Genomic DNA, 21,563 nt, shown 5'->3' on the forward strand with positions numbered 1-21,563 from the left:
CCCACAAACTTTTCTTTTGATAACGTTTTTAATCGATAAAGAAAAATTGCAGATGAAATGCAGAGCTTGTTATATGAACGTTTTTAACTTTTTATCGTCTATTATCTGATTGGGGATTAAAATACAGTATTATCATTAGCTCCAGAAATTATTGAGGCAGTAAAGGAAGGGAAAATAAAGCGTTTCTTTGTTATCGCAGGTTGCGATGCCCCAGGAAAAGGCGGAGAATATTATCGTGAATTAGCAACGTCACTTCCGCCAGAAACAGTTATTTTAACAACTTCTTGCGGGAAATTCCGCTTTAATGATGTGGATTACGGTGTGGTACCTGGTACGGAGATTCCGCGTTACATTGATTTAGGGCAATGTAATAATTCCATTTCTACAGTGAAAATAGCGGCCGCTTTAGCAGATGCTTTTCAATGTGAAGTGAATGAATTGCCAGTTAGTATTGTGCTATCATGGTTTGAACAAAAAGCGGTTGCGATTTTACTTGGGCTATTTAGTCTTGGTATTCAAGATATTCGCATCGGTCCAAAGGCTCCTGAATTTATTTCGCCTGGTGTGCTTGATGTATTACAAGAAACATTCGGTTTAAAACTGATTACAACTGCAGCAGAAGACATGGCTATGATGTTATCGTAACAAAAGGATAATCTGTCTTATTAATAAGAAGAGCTAGCCGTATTCATTAACTTCGGTATAGTATAGCGCCCCAAAATAAAAATTCTACATTTTTGTTTTGGGGTATTTTCTTTTCTTAACGGGATAGGTATGTGGCGAAATTTCTTCAAAAAGAAAATCGCCTGTATCTAATAGGTAATAGTTGATTTTAGAAAAATATAAAAAATCAAGTTGACATTTACAGCTACTCAGTCATACAATGTACTTGTAATAGGTGATACTGAGTAGTGTTGTTTCTCAAAATATTTTCAGTAAACTATAGGTAATAGCGGATTTTAGAAAAATTTTGAAAATGAGTTGACATCTACCGCTACTTAGTCATACAATGTAGTTGTAATAAGTAATACTGAATAGTGTGGTTTTACTCAAAAGCTATTCAGTAAAAAATCGCCTTAGTACTCTGTGATACTGAATATAAGTCAGACAGAATAGGGGGTAAAGGAGGATCAGAACATGGAAAATTTAACTGAAATGCTGAAAGGTTCACTGGAAGGGTGTGTGCTGGAAATCATCAGCCGTCGTGAAACGTATGGATATGAGATTACCCGCCACCTGAATGATCTTGGGTTTACCGAAGTCGTGGAAGGGACAGTTTATACCATCCTCGTACGATTAGAAAAGAAAAAGCTTGTGAATATTGAAAAGAAACCATCAGATATGGGACCGCCTCGTAAGTTTTATTCACTAAATGAGGATGGCCGTCAGGAGCTTGAATTGTTTTGGGAAAAATGGGATTTTGTATCTTCAAAAATTAACGTATTGAAGTCAAACTAGCCTCATAATATAAAATGTTCCGGCTCATATTTGAAGAGTTTCTTGTTCTGCTTTATAAAAAAGGAGGAAAATAAGATGTTGGAAATGTTCAAAAAATTAATTGGTGATAAAAAAGAGTACAAAATGATGATGGCACGTGTTGGAGCACTGCCAGAGGACTATCAGTTTGTGTTTAAGAAAATTCAAAACTACATGTGGAATTTCTCAGCGGGTAATGGAATGGATATGCTGCACATACAGTATGAATTAATCGATTTGTTTGAAGCCGGTGCAGCGGAAGGCAGACAAGTGCTTGACATTACTGGGGAGGACGTAGCATCGTTTGCTGACGAACTCGTAGCAAATGCTAAAACGTATGTCTCCAAGTATCGTGAAGATTTGAATGAAAGTATCATGAAGCAATTGAGAAAAAAATAAATGCAATAGATAATACCGACTGATTAGCTGGTTATAAATGTGAATTGCCGCCATCGCTATTCAGTTATATTTTTAAACCGCTACTAAGTAATACAGATTATCAGTGGTACTAAATAGAGGTCGTAAGTATTTTATCTTTGCAAATTATTTTAATAAGGGGGAAAAAGTATGAGCAATGCAGCGATTTCTGTAAAAGGGTTAAAAAAATCTTTTAAAGACAAGGAAGTTTTAAAAGGGGTGGATTTTGAGGTGCAGCGTGGCGAAATCTTCGCGCTGCTGGGCTCAAATGGAGCGGGCAAGACGACGACGGTCAATATCCTTTCGACGCTGATGAAGCAAGATGGTGGTGAAGTAGGTATTTGCGGTTTTGACGTCCAGCATCAACCGGATCATGTCCGTCAAAGCATCAGTCTGACAGGACAGTTCGCAGCTTTAGACGGTATGCTCTCTGGGAGAGAAAACTTGATAATGATCGCCAAGTTGCGTGGAGTTTCTAGTCCCGCTCAAGTTGCCGATAATTTGCTTGCAAGATTTAGTCTGACCGATGCAGCCAACCAGAGGGCAGACCAGTATTCGGGAGGGATGAAGCGCCGGCTTGATATCGCCATGAGCTTGATCGGGACACCAGCAGTCATTTTTCTCGACGAACCAACGACAGGACTTGACCCTGAAGCGCGGATTGAAGTGTGGGATACAGTCAAGGAACTTGCCGGCGGCGGCACAACGATCTTGCTGACGACTCAGTACTTGGAGGAAGCAGAACAACTGGCTGACCGTATTGCTATCTTGCATGGCGGAAAAATTATCACAACTGGTACTCTTGCAGAACTTAAAGAGATGTTCCCACCAGCAAAAGTGGAGTATATCGAGAAGCAGCCGACATTGGAAGAAATTTTCCTTGCGATCATCGGCAAAAAGGAGGAGATGTAAATGAAAAGCAAAACAGGGGTATTACTAGGGCGCTTAATGCGCAACATCATGCGCAGTCCGGATACGATTATTACGGTAGCGATTACACCGATTATGATGATGCTGTTGTTTGTTTATGTATTTGGCGGTGCCATAAAGACAGGAACGGATAACTACGTCAATTATTTATTGCCGGGAATCTTGCTGATGGCTATCGCATCCGGTGTCGCTTACACATCCGTGCGGTTGTTTACGGATGTAAAGAGCGGACTGATGGCACGTTTCATTACGATGCCCATCAAGCGCTCGTCGGTATTATGGGCTCACGTATTAACATCACTTGTTGCTAATGCGCTTACTATCGTGGTGGTTATCCTTGTTGCGCTCTTAATGGGATTCCGTTCCAGCGCTAATATTCTCGATTGGCTTGCGGTAGCTGGAATACTCGGGATGTTTACGCTGGCGCTGACTTGGTTGGCTGTCATTCCCGGGTTGACGGCGAAGTCTATGGAAGGGGCGACAGCCTATTCGTACCCACTAATTTTTCTGCCCTTTATTAGTTCGGCCTTTGTTCCTACTGAAACTATGCCAAAAATTGTTCGTGCATTCGCTGAGAACCAGCCTGTGACTTCAATCGTGAATGCGATTCGTGCCCTCTTATATGAAGGGTCTGTTGGCAACGATATTTGGATTGCACTTGCTTGGTGTGTGGGCATTATGGTTATCGCTTACTTCTTCGCTGTTAAAGCATTTAAACGTCAGTTAGGATAAGTGCACCATCGGTTCGGTTCTCTATGGAAACTAAACTTTCCGGAAAAATATATGTGGGAAAATGGATTTAAATCACATGCTTCTTAGTTATTGCTATAATTATTGGTATTCTTACTGGTTACGCAGTTGGTACGTAAGTAGGTTCAGACGTTGAGAAAAATCAGCCTGAGAGAGTTAAAGGGGAAGAGATAATATTTTGACTGCAATTCTAATCGTCATAAAATCAATGCAATGCACAAAATGTCTCTGTAAAAGAGAAGAAAGGGTCCTGACTAATCAGGATCCTTTTTTAGAGTACTAGTATCAGTATATCTAAGTTACTTACAAACGTTGTGGAGTGTTTGCACCAGAATCAGCTACCGCACTACATCTTGCGGAACATATACAAATTGAACAATTAGATGTACACTCATTACATGCATTTCAATTATTTCTATTACAATCGCAAAAAACTACGCTCCGTTATCCAATTGGAAAAGGGGTAAAGTTTGCTATTATGATGAAAAAATTACTTCCTTGGAGATGGTGGAAGTATATTGTTTTGAGGGAGTTCGCGAAGAAAAAATAGCGCTACTATGCTAAGGTCATTCATGCATTATAGTGCGTTAATTAAATATATGTATATACATAGTTTCTCAGAGTGATGCGATGTCATGTGTGAGCTGTGTAACAACTAGAGGTGAGTAAAGGATGTTAACGTTTTCGTTTGAAATAGACAAGGATATTCCACAGAAGGATGAGCCACGGTATGTTGCTTATGCAAAGGGCTTTATCGAAGGGGATTTAACGATTTGTGTGGGTGACAGAGTATTTTTTCAAAAGTCATGCATGAAGGTCGCAGAGCTGGGCATTTATTTAGGACAGTGGATGGAACAAGTTCAACACGGGCAGAGCGTACATATGAATTATGAAACGAGTGACTGTGATGACGTAATTCTTGGTTTCTTCTATGAAGAGGACAATCAGTGGAGGGTTTCTTCCAGTTGGCAACAATTTGAACTTCAGGAGCGTATATCTACTACAACATTAGTAGAGAGCGTTCAACGCTATTTGTATGGGCTAAATAAGGAACTGCGCGCGATAGAATATCCTGTGACGTTTGATCAGTACTTAAGAGGAGAGCGAATGATGCAGCTTTCTTACAAGCGACTGTGTGATAGTAAAGCGGACACGACGCCAGTAGAGGTTTACAATGGAAGCGAGCAAGTAGGCGTAGTACGGGGCTATTATAAAAATGTGCTGATGAAAGTGCTAGACTTCATTCCGAAAGTTGGTAGTAATATCATTTATGAAATAAAGGATAGTAAGGACAATATTCGCGTTATTGCAAAGGATATAAGTAGGCAGCGTCAAAGAAAGATTTTAGTAACGTACATCGATAATAATGATGCAGAGCATGAAATGATTGTATGTGACGGAAAGTTATTGGATGCAAATTTCTTATTTACCTTTACATATAAGACAGAAGAATATGTTGTTCACAAAACTTCACTTGGGCTTGGAAAGTTATTACGAAAGGGCTATGTAATCGCAGATTGGAATATTCGTCTTGAGGAAGATATGTATTACATCGAGATGAATGTATATGATGGGGATTATATACAAGATGAATACTTACTGTTAGGCGTATTTCATGCGGTTTTGTATGGGTGATAAAGTGAAACTTTAATCAGTGGGAGTCTTACTGCCCACAAATAGCGGGATAAATGAGAAGTACCGGTATTCTTCATGGGAAGGATGCCGGTATTTTTTATATGGTTCCCGTACAAGTGTTTTCTCTATTCCGAATAGTCGATAAATAAACTTCACTTCATTTTGGACAGACTTGTCCAGCAATTAATTCTACAATTTCTTAGGAAGTCAGATTATATTGATGGAACTAGTTACTTTTATACTAAAATAGATAACTACTCATTAGAAACATCTGAAGTCTATAGAGACTTTGCTTTCCCTGTACAAGGAAAGCGAAAAGAAGGACTATGTCCAATTCTTAAAAAGAAATTTGAAGTTACTGATGCAGTAATATTGAAGATTCAACCAGGTTTGGAAAGGGCTGCGAGTGATTCGGACGAATGACTCGCAGCTACCCCAATCATAGATCATGTCTAATGAACCTGTTGAAATTTACACAGGAATACTTGAAACGCAAAGGAGTTTTACAATCGAATCTGTTTTATTCACCCAATTGTGAGGTGTTGTTGAATCTAGGAAAATACAATCATAAGGATTCAAAACATGCTCCTCTTTGTCAATGATGATCGTCAGTTTTCCTTCTAGAATGTATAGAAATTCTTGCCCCGAATGTGAATAAGATTCCTCTCTTTGAGCACCTGGGTTAAGCAAAACTAAAATGGGATTAAATAGTGGATTTTCAATGTTGCCCGCTAAATCTCTATAAAAAAATTGGTTATGTAGAGTGTTCGTCTTACTAATGATGTTTCTCATAACTGTTGGTGTTGTCTGCTTTTCGGACTCTGAAAAAAAGTAGCTCGGATTGACACCGAGTGCTTCAGAAATTTTTTTCAATGATTCGAGTGTTATGGATGATTTTGATCGTTCGACTTGCGATAAAAAGCTGATTGAAAGATTCGTCTGATCAGCAATTTGTTTTAATGTTAACTTACGCTCTTTTCTCAAACTCTTTATTTTTACTCCAATTAAATCGTTCACTTTTATCCACTCCCGCTACTGACATTAATCATGATTACTATTCTAGGAAAATTTATTTAGTAAGGTGCTGGATGTAACCTCATGATGAAAATAAAAAAGTTAGTTAAGATATTTTTGAATAAATGTATGTTAATGGTTAGTTTATAGATTGTTGAACTGATTAGCTATGTGAAAACCCCTTAAAACTAGGTTTGGTACTTCTGTCCAAATCCTAAATACAAGGAGCACACGTTCATAAGAATAACACAATAGCTCTAATTAAAGAACGATAACAAGAAATCGATGTGCCAAAATTCACTTTAAAATGAAGTGCCACTTAAATAGTAAGTGATACTAGCTCAAAAAAGAAGAATATCTTCAAAAATATTCTGAAAATTCCATTTACAATAAAAAATCGGTGTGTTATTATCGTAAATAATTGAAGTATCACTTCAAAAATGATTTCTGATTGAAGTAATCTATTACTAAAAAGAATAAACACTTGAGGAGAATGAAGATGAATTTTCATGGTATTTTAGTTCCGTTGGTTACCCCGTTTAAAAACGATAAAAGTTTAGATGTAGATACTTTAAAGAAACTGACTAACACGTTTATTGATAAAGGTGTTACTGGTTTAGTAGTGTGTGGAACGACTGGCGAATATTACGCCTTAAACGAAGCTGAACGTGAAAACGTTTTAAAAACTGTGGCAGAAGTGGCTAAAGGACGCGTAACTTTAATTGCAGGTATCAATGATTTATCAACCGAAGGAGCGGTTAACCGTGCCAAACAAGCGAAAGAATTGGGTTATGAAGGCTTAATGTTATCACCAACTCCTTATAGCCTGCCTGATCAAACGGGTGTGATTGCCCATTACGAAACTGTAGCATCAGCAACCGATTTACCGATTATCATGTACAATTTTCCTGCTCGCATTGGCATTGAAATTGAGCATGACACTGTGGTGCATCTGTCGAAAAATCTGAATATCGTCGCTATTAAAGAGAGTAGTGGTGACTTTAGTCGTGCTTTACGCTTGCTACAAACCCCATTTGAGAATTTTGAAGTGATTTGTGGCTGTGATGATCAAGCTGTAGACTTTTTCTTCTGGGGTGCGAAAAGCTGGATTGCTGGTGCAGGGAATGTGTTCCCAGAAGAGCAAGTTGCCATGTTTAATGCTGCGCAATCTGGTGACTGGGACAAGGCTCGACAAATTATGCGCGAAGTCTACCCTGCTATTCATTCAATGGAATCTGGAAACTATAACCAAAAAGCCAAACTAGGCTGCCTGAAAGGTGAGATCAACGTTGGCGCGGTACGACTTCCATTATCTGATTTATCAGAAGAGGAAAAGGTGGAATTCTTAGCTTTCTTTAATAAATAATCTGGAGGAGAGACAAATGACTGTATCAAGAGAACAAATTTTTGCCCTTGCTAAAGAAGGAAAGCTATGGGCCGGCAACTTAATTGATGGTTTTAAGAGTGCTGCCGACAAATTAGAAAATCGCACTCCCATCGATAACAGCTTCATTGGCTATATTGCTGATGGAGATGAGCGGGATGTGGATGCGGCTGTTAAAGTGGCGAGGGAGACATTTGAAGAAGGGATTTGGAGTCAATTATCCCCTAATGAGCGTAAGAAAGTGATGATTCGCTGGGCGCAATTGCTCGAAGAACATAGCGAAGAACTGGCTGCCTTAGATTGTATAGATGCTGGAAAACCGATTACTGAATGTTTAAATACTGACATGCCAGCAACGATCGATACGTTTTATTGGTACGCTGAAGCGATTGATAAACTCTTTGGCAAAGTCGCTCCTACGGGTAAAGATGCTTTGGGCTTGATTGTTACTGAACCGATTGGCGTTGTTGGTGCGGTATTACCTTGGAACTTTCCCGCGCAAATGTTTGCTTGGAAAGTGGCACCTGCATTAGCTGCAGGGAATTCTGTCATTGTGAAACCGGCGGAATTAACTTCACTCAGTGCTTACCGTATGATTGAACTTGCTTATGAAGCGGGTGTTCCAAGAGGCGCTTTAAGCTTAGTATGTGGTTTAGGCGAAAAAGTAGGCGAACCATTAGGGCGACACATGGATGTGGACATTGTATCATTTACTGGTTCAACGGAAGTCGGCAGGTATTTCTTAAAATATTCAGCAGAAAGTAACCTCAAAGAAATTGTCTTAGAGTGTGGTGGTAAAAGCCCACAAGTCGTGTTTGAAGATGCTGACTTGGATGCGGCTGTTCCGCATATTTTATCAGCTGCCTTTTGGAATATGAGTGAAAACTGTAGTTGTGGTTCCCGTTTGATCGTGCATGAATCTGTCAAAGAGGAATTGTTAGAAAAATTAAAGTCTGGCTTGACAAACTGGAAATTGGGTAACCCGATGGATGAGTCAGTTGCCATTGGCCCCATGATTGAAGAAGCACACTTTAATAAAGTGAAATCGTTTTTGGATATTACGCTTCAAGAAGGGGGTAGCTTAGTCGCTGGAGGGAACATTCACAGTGATGTGGGTAGTGGCTGGTACATAGAACCAACTATTTTTGAAAATGTAACCGCTGACATGACCTTGTTCCAAAATGAAGTATTTGGTCCGATTTTAGCGGTTAGTACGTTCGAAACGGAAGAAGAAGCAATTGAACTTGCCAATAACAGCTCTTATGGGTTAGCTGCTTCTTTTTATAGCCAAAATGTACAGCGGACGATGCGCGTGGCACGTGCCATTAAAGCCGGTACCGTTTCTGTGAATGGTTTTAGTGAAGGCGATATCACTACTCCATTTGATGGCTTTAAACAATCTGGCTTTGGTGGCAAAGACAATGGATTAGAAGCTTTTGAACAATATGTGCGGACAAAAGTAATTTGGTACGTTCATTCATAATAATATGAATCTGCTTTTTTGGGGGAGTAAACATGGGGAAAACAGATAATAAGCAGTTAAAAAAAGTTGTTGTTGCATCGATGATTGGATCTGTGGCTGAATGGTATGAATTTTTCTTATATGGTACCGCTTCGGCTCTCGTTTTTGGAGAATTATTTTTCCAACAAACGGGAAGTGCTATTGACGGCATCCTGGCTGCATTTGCTCTCTATGCGGTAGGTTTTATAGCTAGACCTATTGGCGGACTTGTTTTTGGTCATTATGGTGATAAATTTGGGCGTAAAAATTTATTACAGATTAGTTTAATTATCGTTGGAATAACGACTTTCTTAATGGGATGTATTCCGACATTCGGTAGTATTGGATATTGGGCTCCGATCTTACTCGTTACTTTACGTTTAATTCAAGGATTTGCTTTCGGCGGAGAATGGGGTGGAGCTGTTATTTTAGTATCTGAGCACAGCCCTAGTGATAGACGTGGGTATTGGGCAAGCTGGCCCCAGGCAGGCGTGCCATTAGGAAATTTAATAGCAACAATTATCCTTTTACTTTTATCTAAAAATTTAAGCCCAGAGCAATTTATGGACTGGGGTTGGCGTGTAGCATTTTGGTTCTCTGCTGTTGTCGTCCTAATTGGTCTTTGGATTCGTAAAAGTGTAGACGATGCCCCTATTTTCAAAGAGTCACAAGAAAAACAAGCTCAATTAGAAAAACAACAATTAGGTGTTATAGAAGTGCTTAAAGACCATAAAAAAGCGATTATTGCTGGTATTGGAGCTCGTTTTGCAGAAAACATCTTATACTATATAGTTGTCACTTTCTCCATTAGTTATTTAAAACTTGTTGTCGATAAAGATACTTCACAAATTTTATTATTAATGTTTGGTGCTCATGCAATTCACTTTTTCCTCATCCCCTTAATGGGACACTTAAGTGATGTGTGGGGACGGAAGCCAATCTATATGACAGGAGCCGTTTTAACTGCATTTTGGGGATTTATCGGGTTTCCAATGATGGATACAGGAAATGATTGGTTAATTATGACTGCCATTACTATTGGTTTATTCATACAATCGATGACGTATGCACCATACTCCGCATTAATGACAGAGTTATTTCCAACGCACATCAGATATACAGCTTTGTCTTTATGTTATCAAGTAGCACCAATTTTGGCAGGGTCATTGGCACCATTAATTTCATTAAGTCTCCTAAATAAATTTAATAGCTCCATCCCAATTTCAATTTATTTAGTCATCTCAAGTATTATTTCAATTTCATGTATAATGCTAGTAAAAGAAACAAAAGGTAAATCACTCACGTTTAAGAAAGCACAGTAAGTATTTTCGTAAGCCATATACAATCGCTTTAAAACGGTTGATTTTAAAATAAAGATTGATAAGAATGGCCTCTTAGGACAGCATGTCTCTAAGAGGCCATTTTTTATCTTTCTGATATTCCAGGAGGTGTATTATCTGTTAGCGTCAAACTTCCTCCAACTACTGTGGGTTTAAAATAAGATTCGATAATTTATAAATCAGTCTAATCATTAATAATAAAGATTGATAATTTGTAAAAAGTTTAATCGAAAGATCTATTTTGTAGAGTATTTCTTTGTTCAACAATTGGGGCAACTCGACAAGTATTGTTATAAACGCATTTAGCATGAAAGACGAGAGATTATGCGAGAAAAATCTTAAGAGGCTTTGATGAAAGAAGTGGTTCCGTTGCAAAGTTCTGAACAGCATAAACCCGTTTACAAAATACGTTTATAGTTTAAGGGGAACAACCACATCGCTATCAAGCTAACAAAATAAAATCCCCCCTAAAATGAAAAATGTGCTATTCTTTCTGTTTCCTCATAGAAAAGGGTGACGTTTTTGTATGCCTATTTCCATAGGTGGGCTATATATTTATTACACAATACGACAGTATACTATCTTTTTCTAAACATGAAATTATGCATATTTAGAAAAAAACTACACTTAATAAATATTACATATAGTAAATGGAAACTTATGGTGTTATCCTTTTGAAAGGCGTAACATGTCAATCATTTTAGAAGATGTAGAGGCTCCTTGAAAAAAGAAGTTCTTTTTTTCTGAAAAATGTATATTAATTCGACGTTAGTAATAAATATTCATTTAGATGATTTTATGTTTTCTTAATTTATTCCTTTATATCTACAGTGATTATTTATTATAACAGTTTTTACATCTAAAATAAGATGTTTCAGCAAAGGGGAATATAACTATCTTTATAATGAGTTCCCAATATAATTAACGTGTTAACAAAAATGATATCTGTATTATTTTCCCCTTTTTGCTAACTAATACAGCTTCAAAAAATAGACACAACTGCTATATACTAATTGTAATTTATTATCTATTCATAATTCTGTTTATTCTGTCTTTCTAAAAATAAAAAAATATTAGACTCGCAAATATAAACGTTATAATGAGGGCGTCGAGAGGTAATCGGTTACCTACGGAGAAAATATCAAACATTTTAAAGTTGGACAGACTGAAACGATTAATTGCAGAAAGGTGTGTGACCAGAAGGGGAATTTCTTCAAGATAGTTTAGTAGCAGCGGACATCGTATTAGCTGGTGTACACAATATCATCAATGTTGACGAAGTATAGGGTTGGAGGATAAATACCTCGCAAACAGGTTTAGGTGGAATCGTTTACAATGTGGTGCACCTAGTAAGTGATTCATTTTTTAAGAATGGTCTATATTCTTAAGCCTAAAAAGAGACGTAAGAATAGGATACAAGGGGGATTTATTATATGAATGGGAATACTGCAAAAAAAATAGAATTTCAAGCTGAAAATACTGCAGTGAAAAATGAGAATTATCTAGATCCTAAAAAGTGGCATAAACAAGATACTACCTGGGCATTGAGCCTTTTTGGAACAGCAATTGGAGCAGGAGTACTCTTTTTACCTATTAATGCAGGTTCAGGTGGTTTATTATCATTACTGTTAATTACCATACTTGCATTTCCTGTTATGTATTATTCACATAGGGCACTTGCTAAAATGATATACGCTTCTAATTCTGCTGATGAGGGGATTACAGGTACAATAAGAGAGTATTTCGGAAATAAGGCAAGTATAATTTTTAACATAGTATATTTCGTTTCAATTTATACGATCGTGCTGATGTATTCGGTTGCACTTACAAATACTGCGAGTAGTTTTATCGTGCATCAATTGCACATGCCGGAGCCCCCAAGGGCCATTTTATCTCTTGTATTAGTGCTCGGCCTTATAGCTATACTAAATTTTGGTCAAGATATTACTGTGAAAATCATGAGTATGCTAGTGTATCCTTTCATAGCTTCTCTACTTTTTATCGCAATATCTTTAATTCCACAGTGGAATACGTCAATGCTTAGCTTTTCAAGTGTTTCTACTACTTCAACAGGAACAGGATATTTGGGAACGATATTGATGATACTGCCAATCATAGTATTCTCATTTAATCATTCACCTATGATTTCATCATTTGTTGTGAAACAGAGAGCTACGTATGGAATAGACGCTACTGATGCCAAGTGTGCTCAAATACAAAAAGTTTGTTATATCATGACATTCGCTGTTGTTATGTTCTTTGTTTGGAGCAGTACTTTAAGTTTGACTCCAGATGATCTTAAGGTGGCAAAAGAACAGAACTTGTCAATCCTATCATATCTTGCTAATGAGCTTAATTCGCCTGTAATCACTATTGCAGCTCCTATCATTGCGTTTGTGGCTATTACAAAGTCTTTCCTTGGCCATTATATAGGAGCGTATGAGGTAATGCGTGACATGATTATCAAGTCCGGTAAAAAACGTGGGAAAGATATAGGAGAAAAAACAGTTAAGACAATGATTCTTACTTTTGTCGTATTAACATGCTGGTATGTAGCTTATGCAAACCCAAGTATTCTTGGAATCATTGATGCCCTTAGCGGTCCGTTAGTGGCTGCTATCTTGTGTCTATTACCAATGTATGCGATTCGTAAAGTACCAGTACTAGCTAAATACAGAGGGAAAATGAGCAATGTATTTGTCATTGTTATAGGTATACTTACTGTCTTAGCAAGTATTAAGTCATTATTCTAATTCACTATTGTTGGTTTTAGTTCAAAAATAGTGGAATATGAAAAAAGAATGAAAGATCTTATGGATAAGATAAATCCACACTCGAATTTTAACGAAGATTAAACTCTAATATAAAAAGACATGAACAAAGATTAGTTCATGTCTTTTTTGTGTTGGCTTTATTCCTAGAAGAGCGTTTAAAGCGGCGGTAGCAAATAAAATATTTTTACTAGATGTTTGAAATTAGGGGCAACGGGCATCTAGTCAAACTCAATATTATTTTGGGTTTAACTGATCACTGCTTATGGGCAATATAAGCATAATCTCTCTTGTAAAATTTCTAAGGCTTCTTCGGGCATTTCTCTGACCTTGATATCCCCACCTAGGAAAAGTAGCCAATTTATTATTTCTGTCAATTCATCGAGATTGTTAACATTGATAAAAGTCTTTAGAATGGCTGTGGATTGGTAAGGATCTGTATAGGAAATTGAAACTTTTAAAGGATGATATTTTTTGAACTGGGCAATCGCTTTTGGACCAAGTTCAATTACAAGGTTAATTGCTTCGTCCCTCTTACTTAGTTTTTCTAAAATCTTTTTCTTACTTAATCTTTGTTTCGGTTTGTAGGGTTCGACATTGGTGAGATGGTCGACAGGAAATATTTTCTTCTTTTCTTCCTTTAAGTCAAAGCCTTCAATTATCCAATGGCTTTTTTCTTTATAAAGGTGCAATAGATAAACTGGATAAGACTTGATTTCCTTCTCTTCTTTTATGGTAATCAATAAAGGGCTATCCAAAAGAAGGATTTGGATGAGTTTTTCTAACATAGGATGAGGGAGGTCAGAAAGCTCAAGTAGGTCCGGATTATGGGGATTAGTCCCTTCAAAAAGCAAGAGCTGATTTAAAACAACAAGGTCATCCTGCTGGTTTTCTGAGATGAGTCCTAGTAGTTTTTCAGCTAAAGATTGACGACTCTTTAGATAAGGGAGTTGTTGATTTCTTGTGGCCATAAAGGCAATAAAAAGAGCTTTAACCTCATTATCGGTAAAGCGAACAACGGGCAGGATAGAGTTATGCATGACAGAATAACCTCCATCTCTTCCAACTTCAGCGACAAGCGGCATTCCCATAGCTTCAATTTCTCTAATGTCTCTAATAGCTGTCGATCGTGAGATGTTAAATTCTTGTATGATTTCAGAAATTGTAAAGTGGGAGCGGTTGTTGATGTACCGCATGATAGTATTAATTCGTTCAACTTTTTTCATTTTGCGCTCCTAAACAGTATCATTTTTTGACATGATTTAAGGATATTATAAACTCATCAAGTGAAAAGATAAATCGTTTGATTCATTTAAAAGTGAGGAAGGTTTTGAATATGAAAAATTATACAATAGAAGAAAAAGATAGTTTTATCGTGTTAGGTATTGGAACTGAACTTAAGAGCCACTACACAGACTTTGCGGGCATAAACAAGGAAAAGGCAGACTTTTGGCTAGCCGTCGAACAAGATGGAAGGTTGGACACTTTAAAAACTTTAGCTACAAATGATTACATTTTTGCTGTGAGTGAAGCGGTGAATAACAAGATGATGTATTACGCTGGTATCATGACAGAGGCAACGATACAAGAAGAATCTAGAGTTATCCAGTTTCCGAGGGGAGAATACCTAGTAGTTAAAGGGGAGGGCAAGACATCTGAGGAGTTAAGTAATAAGCTTACTGGTATTGCATTTGGTCAAACATTAGCAGAAGCAAAAGATTTTGCCTATGTTGGTGGGCCAAATACAACAGTTGAGATGGGGCAGCGAAACGGCCTAGTATTTGGTGAAATATGGATTCCAGTTGTTAGGAAGTAAAGAGTTAAAAGGAGAGATGGAATTGTCCAATATCGTAGATTTTAAAAATGTAACTACAGCCGGTTTAGAATCTTCACCTGTAGCAGAAGCGCTGGCTGGTTTACGCGCCCATGAAGCTCGTTACTTTATGAACAAATATAAGCATGAATTTACGGTTGTACCAGCTAGTGAAAGTGAGGAGACTCTTGATTATGTGAATCGCATTTTGAAAGAAGAACGTGATATTGAGTTTGCGGCTAAACCTTTAGAAACATCGTGTTTTCAAGTGGAAAATATTAAATTTGCCTATGTCTTTTATGAGGATGGTCTTGCAGTTAACGTCATGTATACGTTGGATAATCCGAAGAAGCGGGCTGTTGGATTTAAGCTTTCTGAGGGAATGGAGATACCAAAGGAGTTAGAAGAGAAATTTAAGTTTGCTAGGCAGAAGTCTAAACTTGCTGGAACAATTCGAGGTTCGTTTTTTGTAATTAAAGGAGAATATAGTGCAAGTTGAATAATTCAATAATTTGTTGTATTGAGTTGTTCTTTTAAAAGGCGTGATTTTGAATCGTATTTCTCAACAATCGTTATACACCAGTGTGATACAATAATGTTGGATGGGAGTCCAATACATAGTATTAAAATTAAGATGGTTCAAGTTGGAGTAAGGCACCTTAAGGTGTCTTCTCTTTATTTTTGGCTGTTTTCGTAAACTTATGCAATACGAAGCATTTCAACTGTTGTATTATTCGATTTTTGACACACTGAAATAAGCATTTGTTCAACTCGATTTTCAAATGCCAAGTTCGAGCCAACGGAACCAGTAAAGATAATTGTCCAGATATTTCGTTGCGACTCCTTTGAAACGTTCCATCCAAGTTTTCAAACGGTTATGAAAGTTATTAACGTGTTGAACGTGGTAAATTCCTTTCTTTACACGTTGTTTTTTCCGTTCATTGACTGTTTCGTGCTGTAATCCTTACTATGAAAACAGCTTATTTTTAAAAGGACCTGCTCAATTCATGTGTAAAAACATAAAGTAAATTGAATCCATTAAAATATATGAGTGAACCCTAGTTTTCCCTTCTTATCTACAGGAGGAACTATTATGGGATTTGGTGGTAGTTGTGGCGGCTTTGCTGGAGGATTTGCTTTATTAGTTGTATTATTTATTTTATTAATCATAGTTGGGGCTGCTTGCTTCTGCTAAAAAAACTATCAGAAAGGACACTCTTATATGAGTGTCTTTTCTTCTTTCTTAATGGGGTATTTTGAGATGAATGCGATATTTATCAATTTTTTCTTTCATTAACCATGATAAAATTGTATTAAAATGCTGTCGGAGGAGTTTTATGAAACTAGTAGGACAACAAATATATATTCGACTTTACAAGATTTCTGACGCCAACGAGTTAGCTAAATTACATACTAGAAATCGCGAATTTTTCCAACGAGTTTGTCCATTACTCCCAGAAGCCTTTTATACAGAAGAACATCAAAAAATACGCATTGAACAGGCATTAAAAAAGACAGAGGAAGGGCTAGTATATCCTTTTGGAATCTTTTTAAAAGAGACTGATAAACTTATCGGAGACATTTCATTAACTCAAATTGCTAGGGGAGACGTCCAAAGTTGTTATACGGGATTTACTTTAGATAAGGAGTATAATGCAAAGGGCTATACAACAGAAGCTCTGCCTGATAATATAGCATCTATTTGGGTATTAGAAAAAGTAGGGTTTAAAAAAGAAGGTATAGCTAAAGAAAATATAAAGATTAATGGCAAATGGACAGATCATCAAATATTAGGTATCATCAATAACTTGGATGTGTAAGCTCATTTCACTTTCAATAACGAAATTCACATCAACTAGCACCTCTTGCGGGTGCTAGTTGATGTGAATTTTTATTTAGGGGGTATATTAAAATCTTAGCTTGATAGCGAAGGGTGTAAGTTCAATATTCGTGAAATGATGGCTATTTTTATGTTTTCAATGAATGTTATTAAAATAGGGGATAAAAATAAAACACTCCTCTAAAAAAGAGGAGTGTGCCATCAATCTCACGAAGCATCCGCACCTTCAAACTGACTATTGTAAAGCGAAGCATAGAAACCACCAGCTTTCAATAACTCTTCATGATTACCTTGTTCTACAATATCCCCATCTTTCATGACAAGGATTAGATCTGCATCACGTATTGTTGATAATCTATGAGCGATAATGAAGCTTGTTCTACCTTCCATAAGGTTTTCCATTGCTTTTTGAATCAGTACTTCTGTACGAGTGTCAATGGAGCTTGTTGCTTCATCGAGTATTAATATTTTCGGATCAGCTATAAGGGCGCGTGCAATTGTTAGTAGTTGCTTTTGTCCTTGGGATACGTTGCTTGCTTCTTCGTTTAGTTCCATTTGATATTTATTTGGTAATGTTTTTACGAAGTTGTGAACGTGAGCTGCTTTCGCTGCTTCAATTACTTCTTCGTCTGTAGCATCGAGTCTACCGTAACGTATATTTTCCATGATGGAGCCGTTAAATAGCCAAGTGTCCTGAAGTACCATACCAAACATGTTGCGCAGGTCTTCTCGCGTGAAATCTTTTATATCGTGACCGTCGATACATATTGTACCGCTGTTTATGTCATAGAAACGCATTAACAGTTTTACAATCGTTGTTTTACCAGCTCCAGTTGGTCCGACGATTGCTACTTTTTGTCCAGGTTTAATGTTAGATGAGAAATTATTGATGATGATCTTATCTGGATTGTATCCAAATTGAACATCGTGGAAGGTAACTTCTCCTTGAACTTTTTGCAGCTTCACTGGATTTTCTGCTTCTGGCATTTCCTCTTCTTCTTCTAAAAATTCGAAGACCCTTTCTGCAGCAGCTGCAGTGGATTGAAGTACGTTCGCGATTTGTGCTACTTGAGCGATTGGTTGCGTAAAGCTTCTAACATATTGCACAAAGGCTAAAATGTCTCCAACTGCGATGGTTCTCTTTACCGCAAGCCATCCGCCTAAAATAGATACAGCGACGTAACCGATATTACCGATAAATGTCATAATCGGCATCATCATTCCAGATAAAAATTGGGATTTCCATGCGGAGTGGTAAAGGGTATCATTTACCTTTTCGAATTTTTTTACTTCTTCTTCTTCTTTGTTAAAGGCTTTTACGATATTGTGACCACTATAAATTTCTTCGACCTGACCGTTTACGTGTCCTAAATATTCTTGCTGGGATTTGAAGTATTTTTGTGATCGTTTTACGACTGCCATAATGAGAATCATCGATACTGGCAATATTAAAAGCGCCACTAATGTCATTTGCCAGCTGATTGATAACATCATGATAAGTACACCGATGATTGTAATAACGGATGTGATGATTTGCGACATACTTTGGTTTAAAGTTTGGCTCACTGTATCTACGTCATTTGTAATTCTCGATAATACTTCGCCGTGCGTTGTTTTATCAAAGTATTTCAGCGGCATCCGGTTAATTTTTTCATCGATTTCTTTTCTGAAGTTATAAGATACTTTTTGAGCTACTCCAGAAATAATGTACCCCTGGATAATACCAAACACAGTGCTCAGTATATATAATCCAAGGAGTAAAATGACAATGTTTCCGATATAGGTAAAGTCAATGGCCGCACCTGGTGCTCCTGAAACTTTGCTTACGAGTCCTTCGAAAAGTTTTGTTGTCGCTTTTCCTAAAATTTTTGGACCAACGATTGTAAAGGCTGCACTACCGATTGCAAAAAGGATAACGATTAAGATTGATAATTTATAGGGCTTCAAGTATTGAAGGAGTTTATTCATCGTTCCTTTGAAGTTTTTTGCCTTCTCAATCTTTCTCATGCCGCCGCCCATATGACCGCCACCGCCAGGACCGGGGCCGCCTTGTTTTCTATTTTCTATTTTTCTATCACTCATGATGACAACTCCTCTCTTGAAAGTTGTGATAAAGCAATTTGCTTATAAACTTCACAGTTTTCCATAAGCTCTTCATGAGTACCAGTTCCAACTATTTTTCCTTCGTCAAGTACAATGATTTTATCGGCATTCATGATTGTACTGATTCTTTGGGCAATAAGTAAAACAGTACTTCCTGTAATCTCATTGTTTAAAGCTCTGCGCAATGCTGCGTCTGTCTTAAAGTCAAGAGCTGAGAAACTATCATCGAATATGAAGATTTCCGATTTTTTCGTAAGAGCACGCGCAATAGAAAGTCTTTGTTTTTGACCACCGGAAACGTTCGTACCACCTTGTGATATTTCTGTACGGAAGCTTTCAGGTTTCGCGTTAATAAACTCCATAGCTTGTGCGATTTCTGCCGCTTTTGCGAGTTCTTCTTCAGTTGCTTCTTTCTTACCGTATTTCAAATTACTCTCGATTGTACCTGAGAAGAGAACTCCTTTTTGCGGTACATAACCAATTTTCTCTCTTAATTCCTTCTGAGATACGTCTCTAATATCCGTGCCATCTATTAATATTTGGCCGCTTGTGACATCGTAAAAGCGTGGAATTAAGTTGATTAATGTTGATTTACCACTACCTGTACTTCCGATGAAAGCTGTCGTTTCACCAGGTTTTGCAGTAAAGGTGATATTGGAAAGCACATCTTCTTCTGCACCTGGATATCTAAAGCCAACATTTTTAAATTCAACGTAACCTTTCTTGTCTGAAGCAAATGTTTTCGGCTCTTTTACATCACTAATGGTAACGTCAGTATCTAAAACTTCTGCGATACGTTGTGCGGAAACTGAAGCACGTGGAACCATAATAGATACCATTGAAATCATTAAGAAGGCCATGATGATTTGCATTGTATATTGCATAAATGCCATCAAATCACCAACTTGCATATGTCCCATATCCACTTGGTGTGATCCAACCCAAATAATAAGTACAGTAACGGCATTCATGATAAACATCATCATTGGCATCATAAATGACATTAAACGGCTTACAAATAAATTTGTGTTTGTTAAATCTTGATTTCCTTTTTCAAATTTCTTTTCTTCATGTTTTTGATTATTAAAAGCACGAATAACGAGCATACCTGTTAAAGATTCACGAGTGATTAAGTTAATTTTATCAACTAACTTTTGGATACGCTTAAACTTAGGAATCGCGACGCTAAATAAACCAATGACTAGGCTTAAAATCGCGATTACCGCAACTGCGATAATCCATCCCATTGAAAGGTCTGTAGTAAGTACTTTAATAATGCCGCCGATACCTAAAATTGGTGCATAGAATACAATGCGAAGCATCATAACCATAAGTGTTTGAACTTGCTGGATATCATTTGTACTTCTTGTGATTAGAGATGCAGTGGAAAACTTATCAAACTCCGCATTCGAGAAGTTTGTAACTTTCCGGAATACTTTCTTTCTAAGGTCTCTGCCGAGTCCTGCAGCTACTTTTGCAGCAAGTAAACTCACGATAACGGTAGCTGCCATACTTACTAAGGATAAAAGTAGCATTTTCCCGCCGGAAGTAAGAATAAAATTAGATTGAAGCTTATCTATATTGATACCGATCTTTTTATACTCATTCTCAATGTATGAAACAGCTGATTGTGTTACCATGCTGCCTGGCATATTCTTAAACTTTTCATCTGCCTTTTCTTTCATTGCATTAATTTGATCTTGAGGAAGTTTCGCAATGATTGCAAAAGGATCTGTATTTGGCGGAAGCTTCGCTGGTGTGTTGTTGTCACCTGTCGCAGCAGGAGAGAAAGCGGATGAGCCACCTTTTTCAATTCCTTGTGTAATTAACATTGGTTTCCCAAAGATATCGTTAAGTTGATTAATTATTTTTTTATCTTCTGTATGTAACTTATAAAGTGGCTCTTTATCAAGCTGCGGATAATCTTTTAAGTCATTTTTCATTTCGCTTTGAGAGAGGTTGTTCTTATCTAAAAGCACATAGTTGTCAGCAACTTTTTTCTTCTCATTTTCATTCATAAAGAGCGTAAGTTTATCCATTTCACTTTTACGAATAACCTCAGGTACTGCATTTTCTACACCTTTTTGTTGAATCCCTACATTGACAATGTTAGACATGTAGTCTGGCAGTGATAGATCGCATACTGCCTGCACAGTTAAAAGACATACAACTGCAATGATGGAAGCAACAAATGGCTTTAAATGTTTGATAATCTTTAACATTTAATTCATCTCTCCATTTTCCTTGTCTAATTTTTTAGTTTTTACTCCGTTTCTCTCCTTTATTCTTCGTATTCTCAGTAATTCATTCCAGCAGCTCTTTACGTATTTTCGACCACAGATTAATTTTATGACTATATGAAGATATGATGCAACTTTTAGGGGGGAGAATTTTGTGATGAATTTGTTAAAGGGTTTTAAACTATGATATAAAAAATCATTTCTTTTTTAGGCGGGCTGGTACAGGTCGTGTTTCTTGTATGTTGGAAAATGAAAGATGAAGAAAAGAGTAGTAAATGAATGAAATGGAGCGACAGTTCAAAACAAAATACTCCTTTTAATAGGAAGCGAGGTTATATGTTTAATTAAT

17 protein-coding genes and 3 pseudogenes are annotated in these 21,563 nt (G+C 37.2%); 15 read left to right on the forward strand and 5 right to left on the reverse strand.

Annotated features, from left to right (window positions below):
* Positions 1–120 precede the first annotated feature (120 nt).
* From CDB3_RS07495 to CDB3_RS07525, 7 genes and pseudogenes are all read left to right on the forward strand, one after another.
* Positions 121–645, forward strand: a pseudogene (locus tag CDB3_RS07495) (anaerobic carbon-monoxide dehydrogenase catalytic subunit); the annotation flags it as partial.
* 492 nt (positions 646–1,137) lie between these two features.
* Positions 1,138–1,458 (forward strand): PadR family transcriptional regulator, encoded by a 321-nt coding sequence (locus CDB3_RS07500; RefSeq protein ID WP_000429485.1) that lies wholly within the window; start codon positions 1,138–1,140, stop codon positions 1,456–1,458.
* Between the two features lie 75 nt (positions 1,459–1,533).
* Positions 1,534–1,875 carry a DUF1048 domain-containing protein gene (locus CDB3_RS07505; RefSeq protein ID WP_000891991.1) on the forward strand — a complete coding sequence of 114 codons (342 nt, stop codon included), beginning with the start codon at positions 1,534–1,536 and terminating at the stop codon, positions 1,873–1,875.
* A 168-nt stretch (positions 1,876–2,043) separates the two neighbouring features.
* Positions 2,044–2,805: an ABC transporter ATP-binding protein gene (locus CDB3_RS07510; protein ID WP_097832604.1), complete on the forward strand. Its 762-nt coding sequence runs from the start codon at positions 2,044–2,046 to the stop codon at positions 2,803–2,805.
* A complete protein-coding gene (locus tag CDB3_RS07515) occupies positions 2,806–3,555 on the forward strand; it encodes an ABC transporter permease (protein WP_128853965.1) in 750 nt (249 codons plus the stop codon).
* Between the two features lie 448 nt (positions 3,556–4,003).
* Positions 4,004–4,123: pseudogene (locus tag CDB3_RS32215) on the forward strand (short-chain dehydrogenase); the annotation flags it as partial.
* A 122-nt stretch (positions 4,124–4,245) separates the two neighbouring features.
* Positions 4,246–5,208 (forward strand): tubby C-terminal domain-like protein, encoded by a 963-nt coding sequence (locus CDB3_RS07525; protein WP_128853967.1) that lies wholly within the window; start codon positions 4,246–4,248, stop codon positions 5,206–5,208.
* Between the two features lie 471 nt (positions 5,209–5,679).
* On the opposite strand, the gene CDB3_RS07535 is transcribed toward CDB3_RS07525, so the two are convergent.
* On the reverse strand, positions 5,680–6,225 hold the full coding sequence (locus CDB3_RS07535; protein ID WP_128853968.1) for a helix-turn-helix domain-containing protein: 546 nt from the start codon (positions 6,223–6,225) through the stop codon (positions 5,680–5,682).
* 496 nt (positions 6,226–6,721) lie between these two features.
* On the opposite strand from CDB3_RS07535, the gene dapA reads away from it, so the two are divergent.
* The 4 genes from dapA to CDB3_RS07555 all read left to right on the forward strand — a co-directional run bounded on the left by dapA (position 6,722) and on the right by CDB3_RS07555 (position 13,200).
* Positions 6,722–7,588, forward strand: coding sequence for a 4-hydroxy-tetrahydrodipicolinate synthase (dapA, locus tag CDB3_RS07540; protein ID WP_128853969.1), 867 nt, complete (start codon positions 6,722–6,724; stop codon positions 7,586–7,588).
* Positions 7,589–7,604: 16 nt separating this feature from the next.
* A complete protein-coding gene (locus CDB3_RS07545) occupies positions 7,605–9,089 on the forward strand; it encodes an aldehyde dehydrogenase (protein ID WP_128853970.1) in 1,485 nt (494 codons plus the stop codon).
* Between the two features lie 32 nt (positions 9,090–9,121).
* Positions 9,122–10,429, forward strand: coding sequence for a fosfomycin efflux MFS transporter AbaF (gene abaF, locus CDB3_RS07550; RefSeq protein WP_128853971.1), 1,308 nt, complete (start codon positions 9,122–9,124; stop codon positions 10,427–10,429).
* A gap of 1,451 nt (positions 10,430–11,880) precedes the next feature.
* Entirely contained in the window at positions 11,881–13,200 is a 1,320-nt protein-coding gene (locus CDB3_RS07555; RefSeq protein ID WP_097832612.1) for an aromatic amino acid transport family protein, read from the forward strand.
* A gap of 281 nt (positions 13,201–13,481) precedes the next feature.
* On the opposite strand, the gene CDB3_RS07560 is transcribed toward CDB3_RS07555, so the two are convergent.
* Positions 13,482–14,444, reverse strand: a complete 963-nt coding sequence (locus tag CDB3_RS07560) for a helix-turn-helix transcriptional regulator (RefSeq protein WP_128853972.1) — start codon at positions 14,442–14,444, stop codon at positions 13,482–13,484.
* Between the two features lie 110 nt (positions 14,445–14,554).
* On the opposite strand from CDB3_RS07560, the gene CDB3_RS07565 reads away from it, so the two are divergent.
* Positions 14,555–15,034 (forward strand): GyrI-like domain-containing protein, encoded by a 480-nt coding sequence (locus tag CDB3_RS07565; protein ID WP_128853973.1) that lies wholly within the window; start codon positions 14,555–14,557, stop codon positions 15,032–15,034.
* Complete coding sequence (locus CDB3_RS07570) at positions 15,021–15,530, forward strand: DUF8821 family protein (RefSeq protein WP_128854012.1); 510 nt, start codon at positions 15,021–15,023, stop codon at positions 15,528–15,530. Before CDB3_RS07565 ends, CDB3_RS07570 begins: the two co-directional genes overlap by 14 nt.
* Positions 15,531–15,730: 200 nt before the next feature.
* Here CDB3_RS07570 and CDB3_RS07575 read toward each other — a convergent pair.
* Positions 15,731–15,995: pseudogene (locus CDB3_RS07575) on the reverse strand (transposase); the annotation flags it as partial.
* A 129-nt stretch (positions 15,996–16,124) separates the two neighbouring features.
* On the opposite strand from CDB3_RS07575, the gene CDB3_RS07580 reads away from it, so the two are divergent.
* Positions 16,125–16,226: a YjcZ family sporulation protein gene (locus CDB3_RS07580; RefSeq protein ID WP_071720039.1), complete on the forward strand. Its 102-nt coding sequence runs from the start codon at positions 16,125–16,127 to the stop codon at positions 16,224–16,226.
* 142 nt (positions 16,227–16,368) lie between these two features.
* Entirely contained in the window at positions 16,369–16,851 is a 483-nt protein-coding gene (locus CDB3_RS07585; RefSeq protein WP_128853974.1) for a GNAT family N-acetyltransferase, read from the forward strand.
* Between the two features lie 227 nt (positions 16,852–17,078).
* Here CDB3_RS07585 and CDB3_RS07590 read toward each other — a convergent pair whose 3' ends face one another.
* Entirely contained in the window at positions 17,079–18,953 is a 1,875-nt protein-coding gene (locus CDB3_RS07590) for an ABC transporter ATP-binding protein (RefSeq protein WP_128853975.1), read from the reverse strand.
* Positions 18,950–21,196 carry an ABC transporter ATP-binding protein gene (locus CDB3_RS07595; protein ID WP_128853976.1) on the reverse strand — a complete coding sequence of 749 codons (2,247 nt, stop codon included), beginning with the start codon at positions 21,194–21,196 and terminating at the stop codon, positions 18,950–18,952. The genes CDB3_RS07590 and CDB3_RS07595 overlap by 4 nt, the downstream gene beginning before the upstream one ends.
* Between the last annotated feature and the right edge of the window lie 367 nt (positions 21,197–21,563).

The organism is Bacillus sp. CDB3 (genome assembly GCF_002081505.1).
GTDB lineage: Bacteria > Bacillota > Bacilli > Bacillales > Bacillaceae_G > Bacillus_A > Bacillus_A cereus_AT.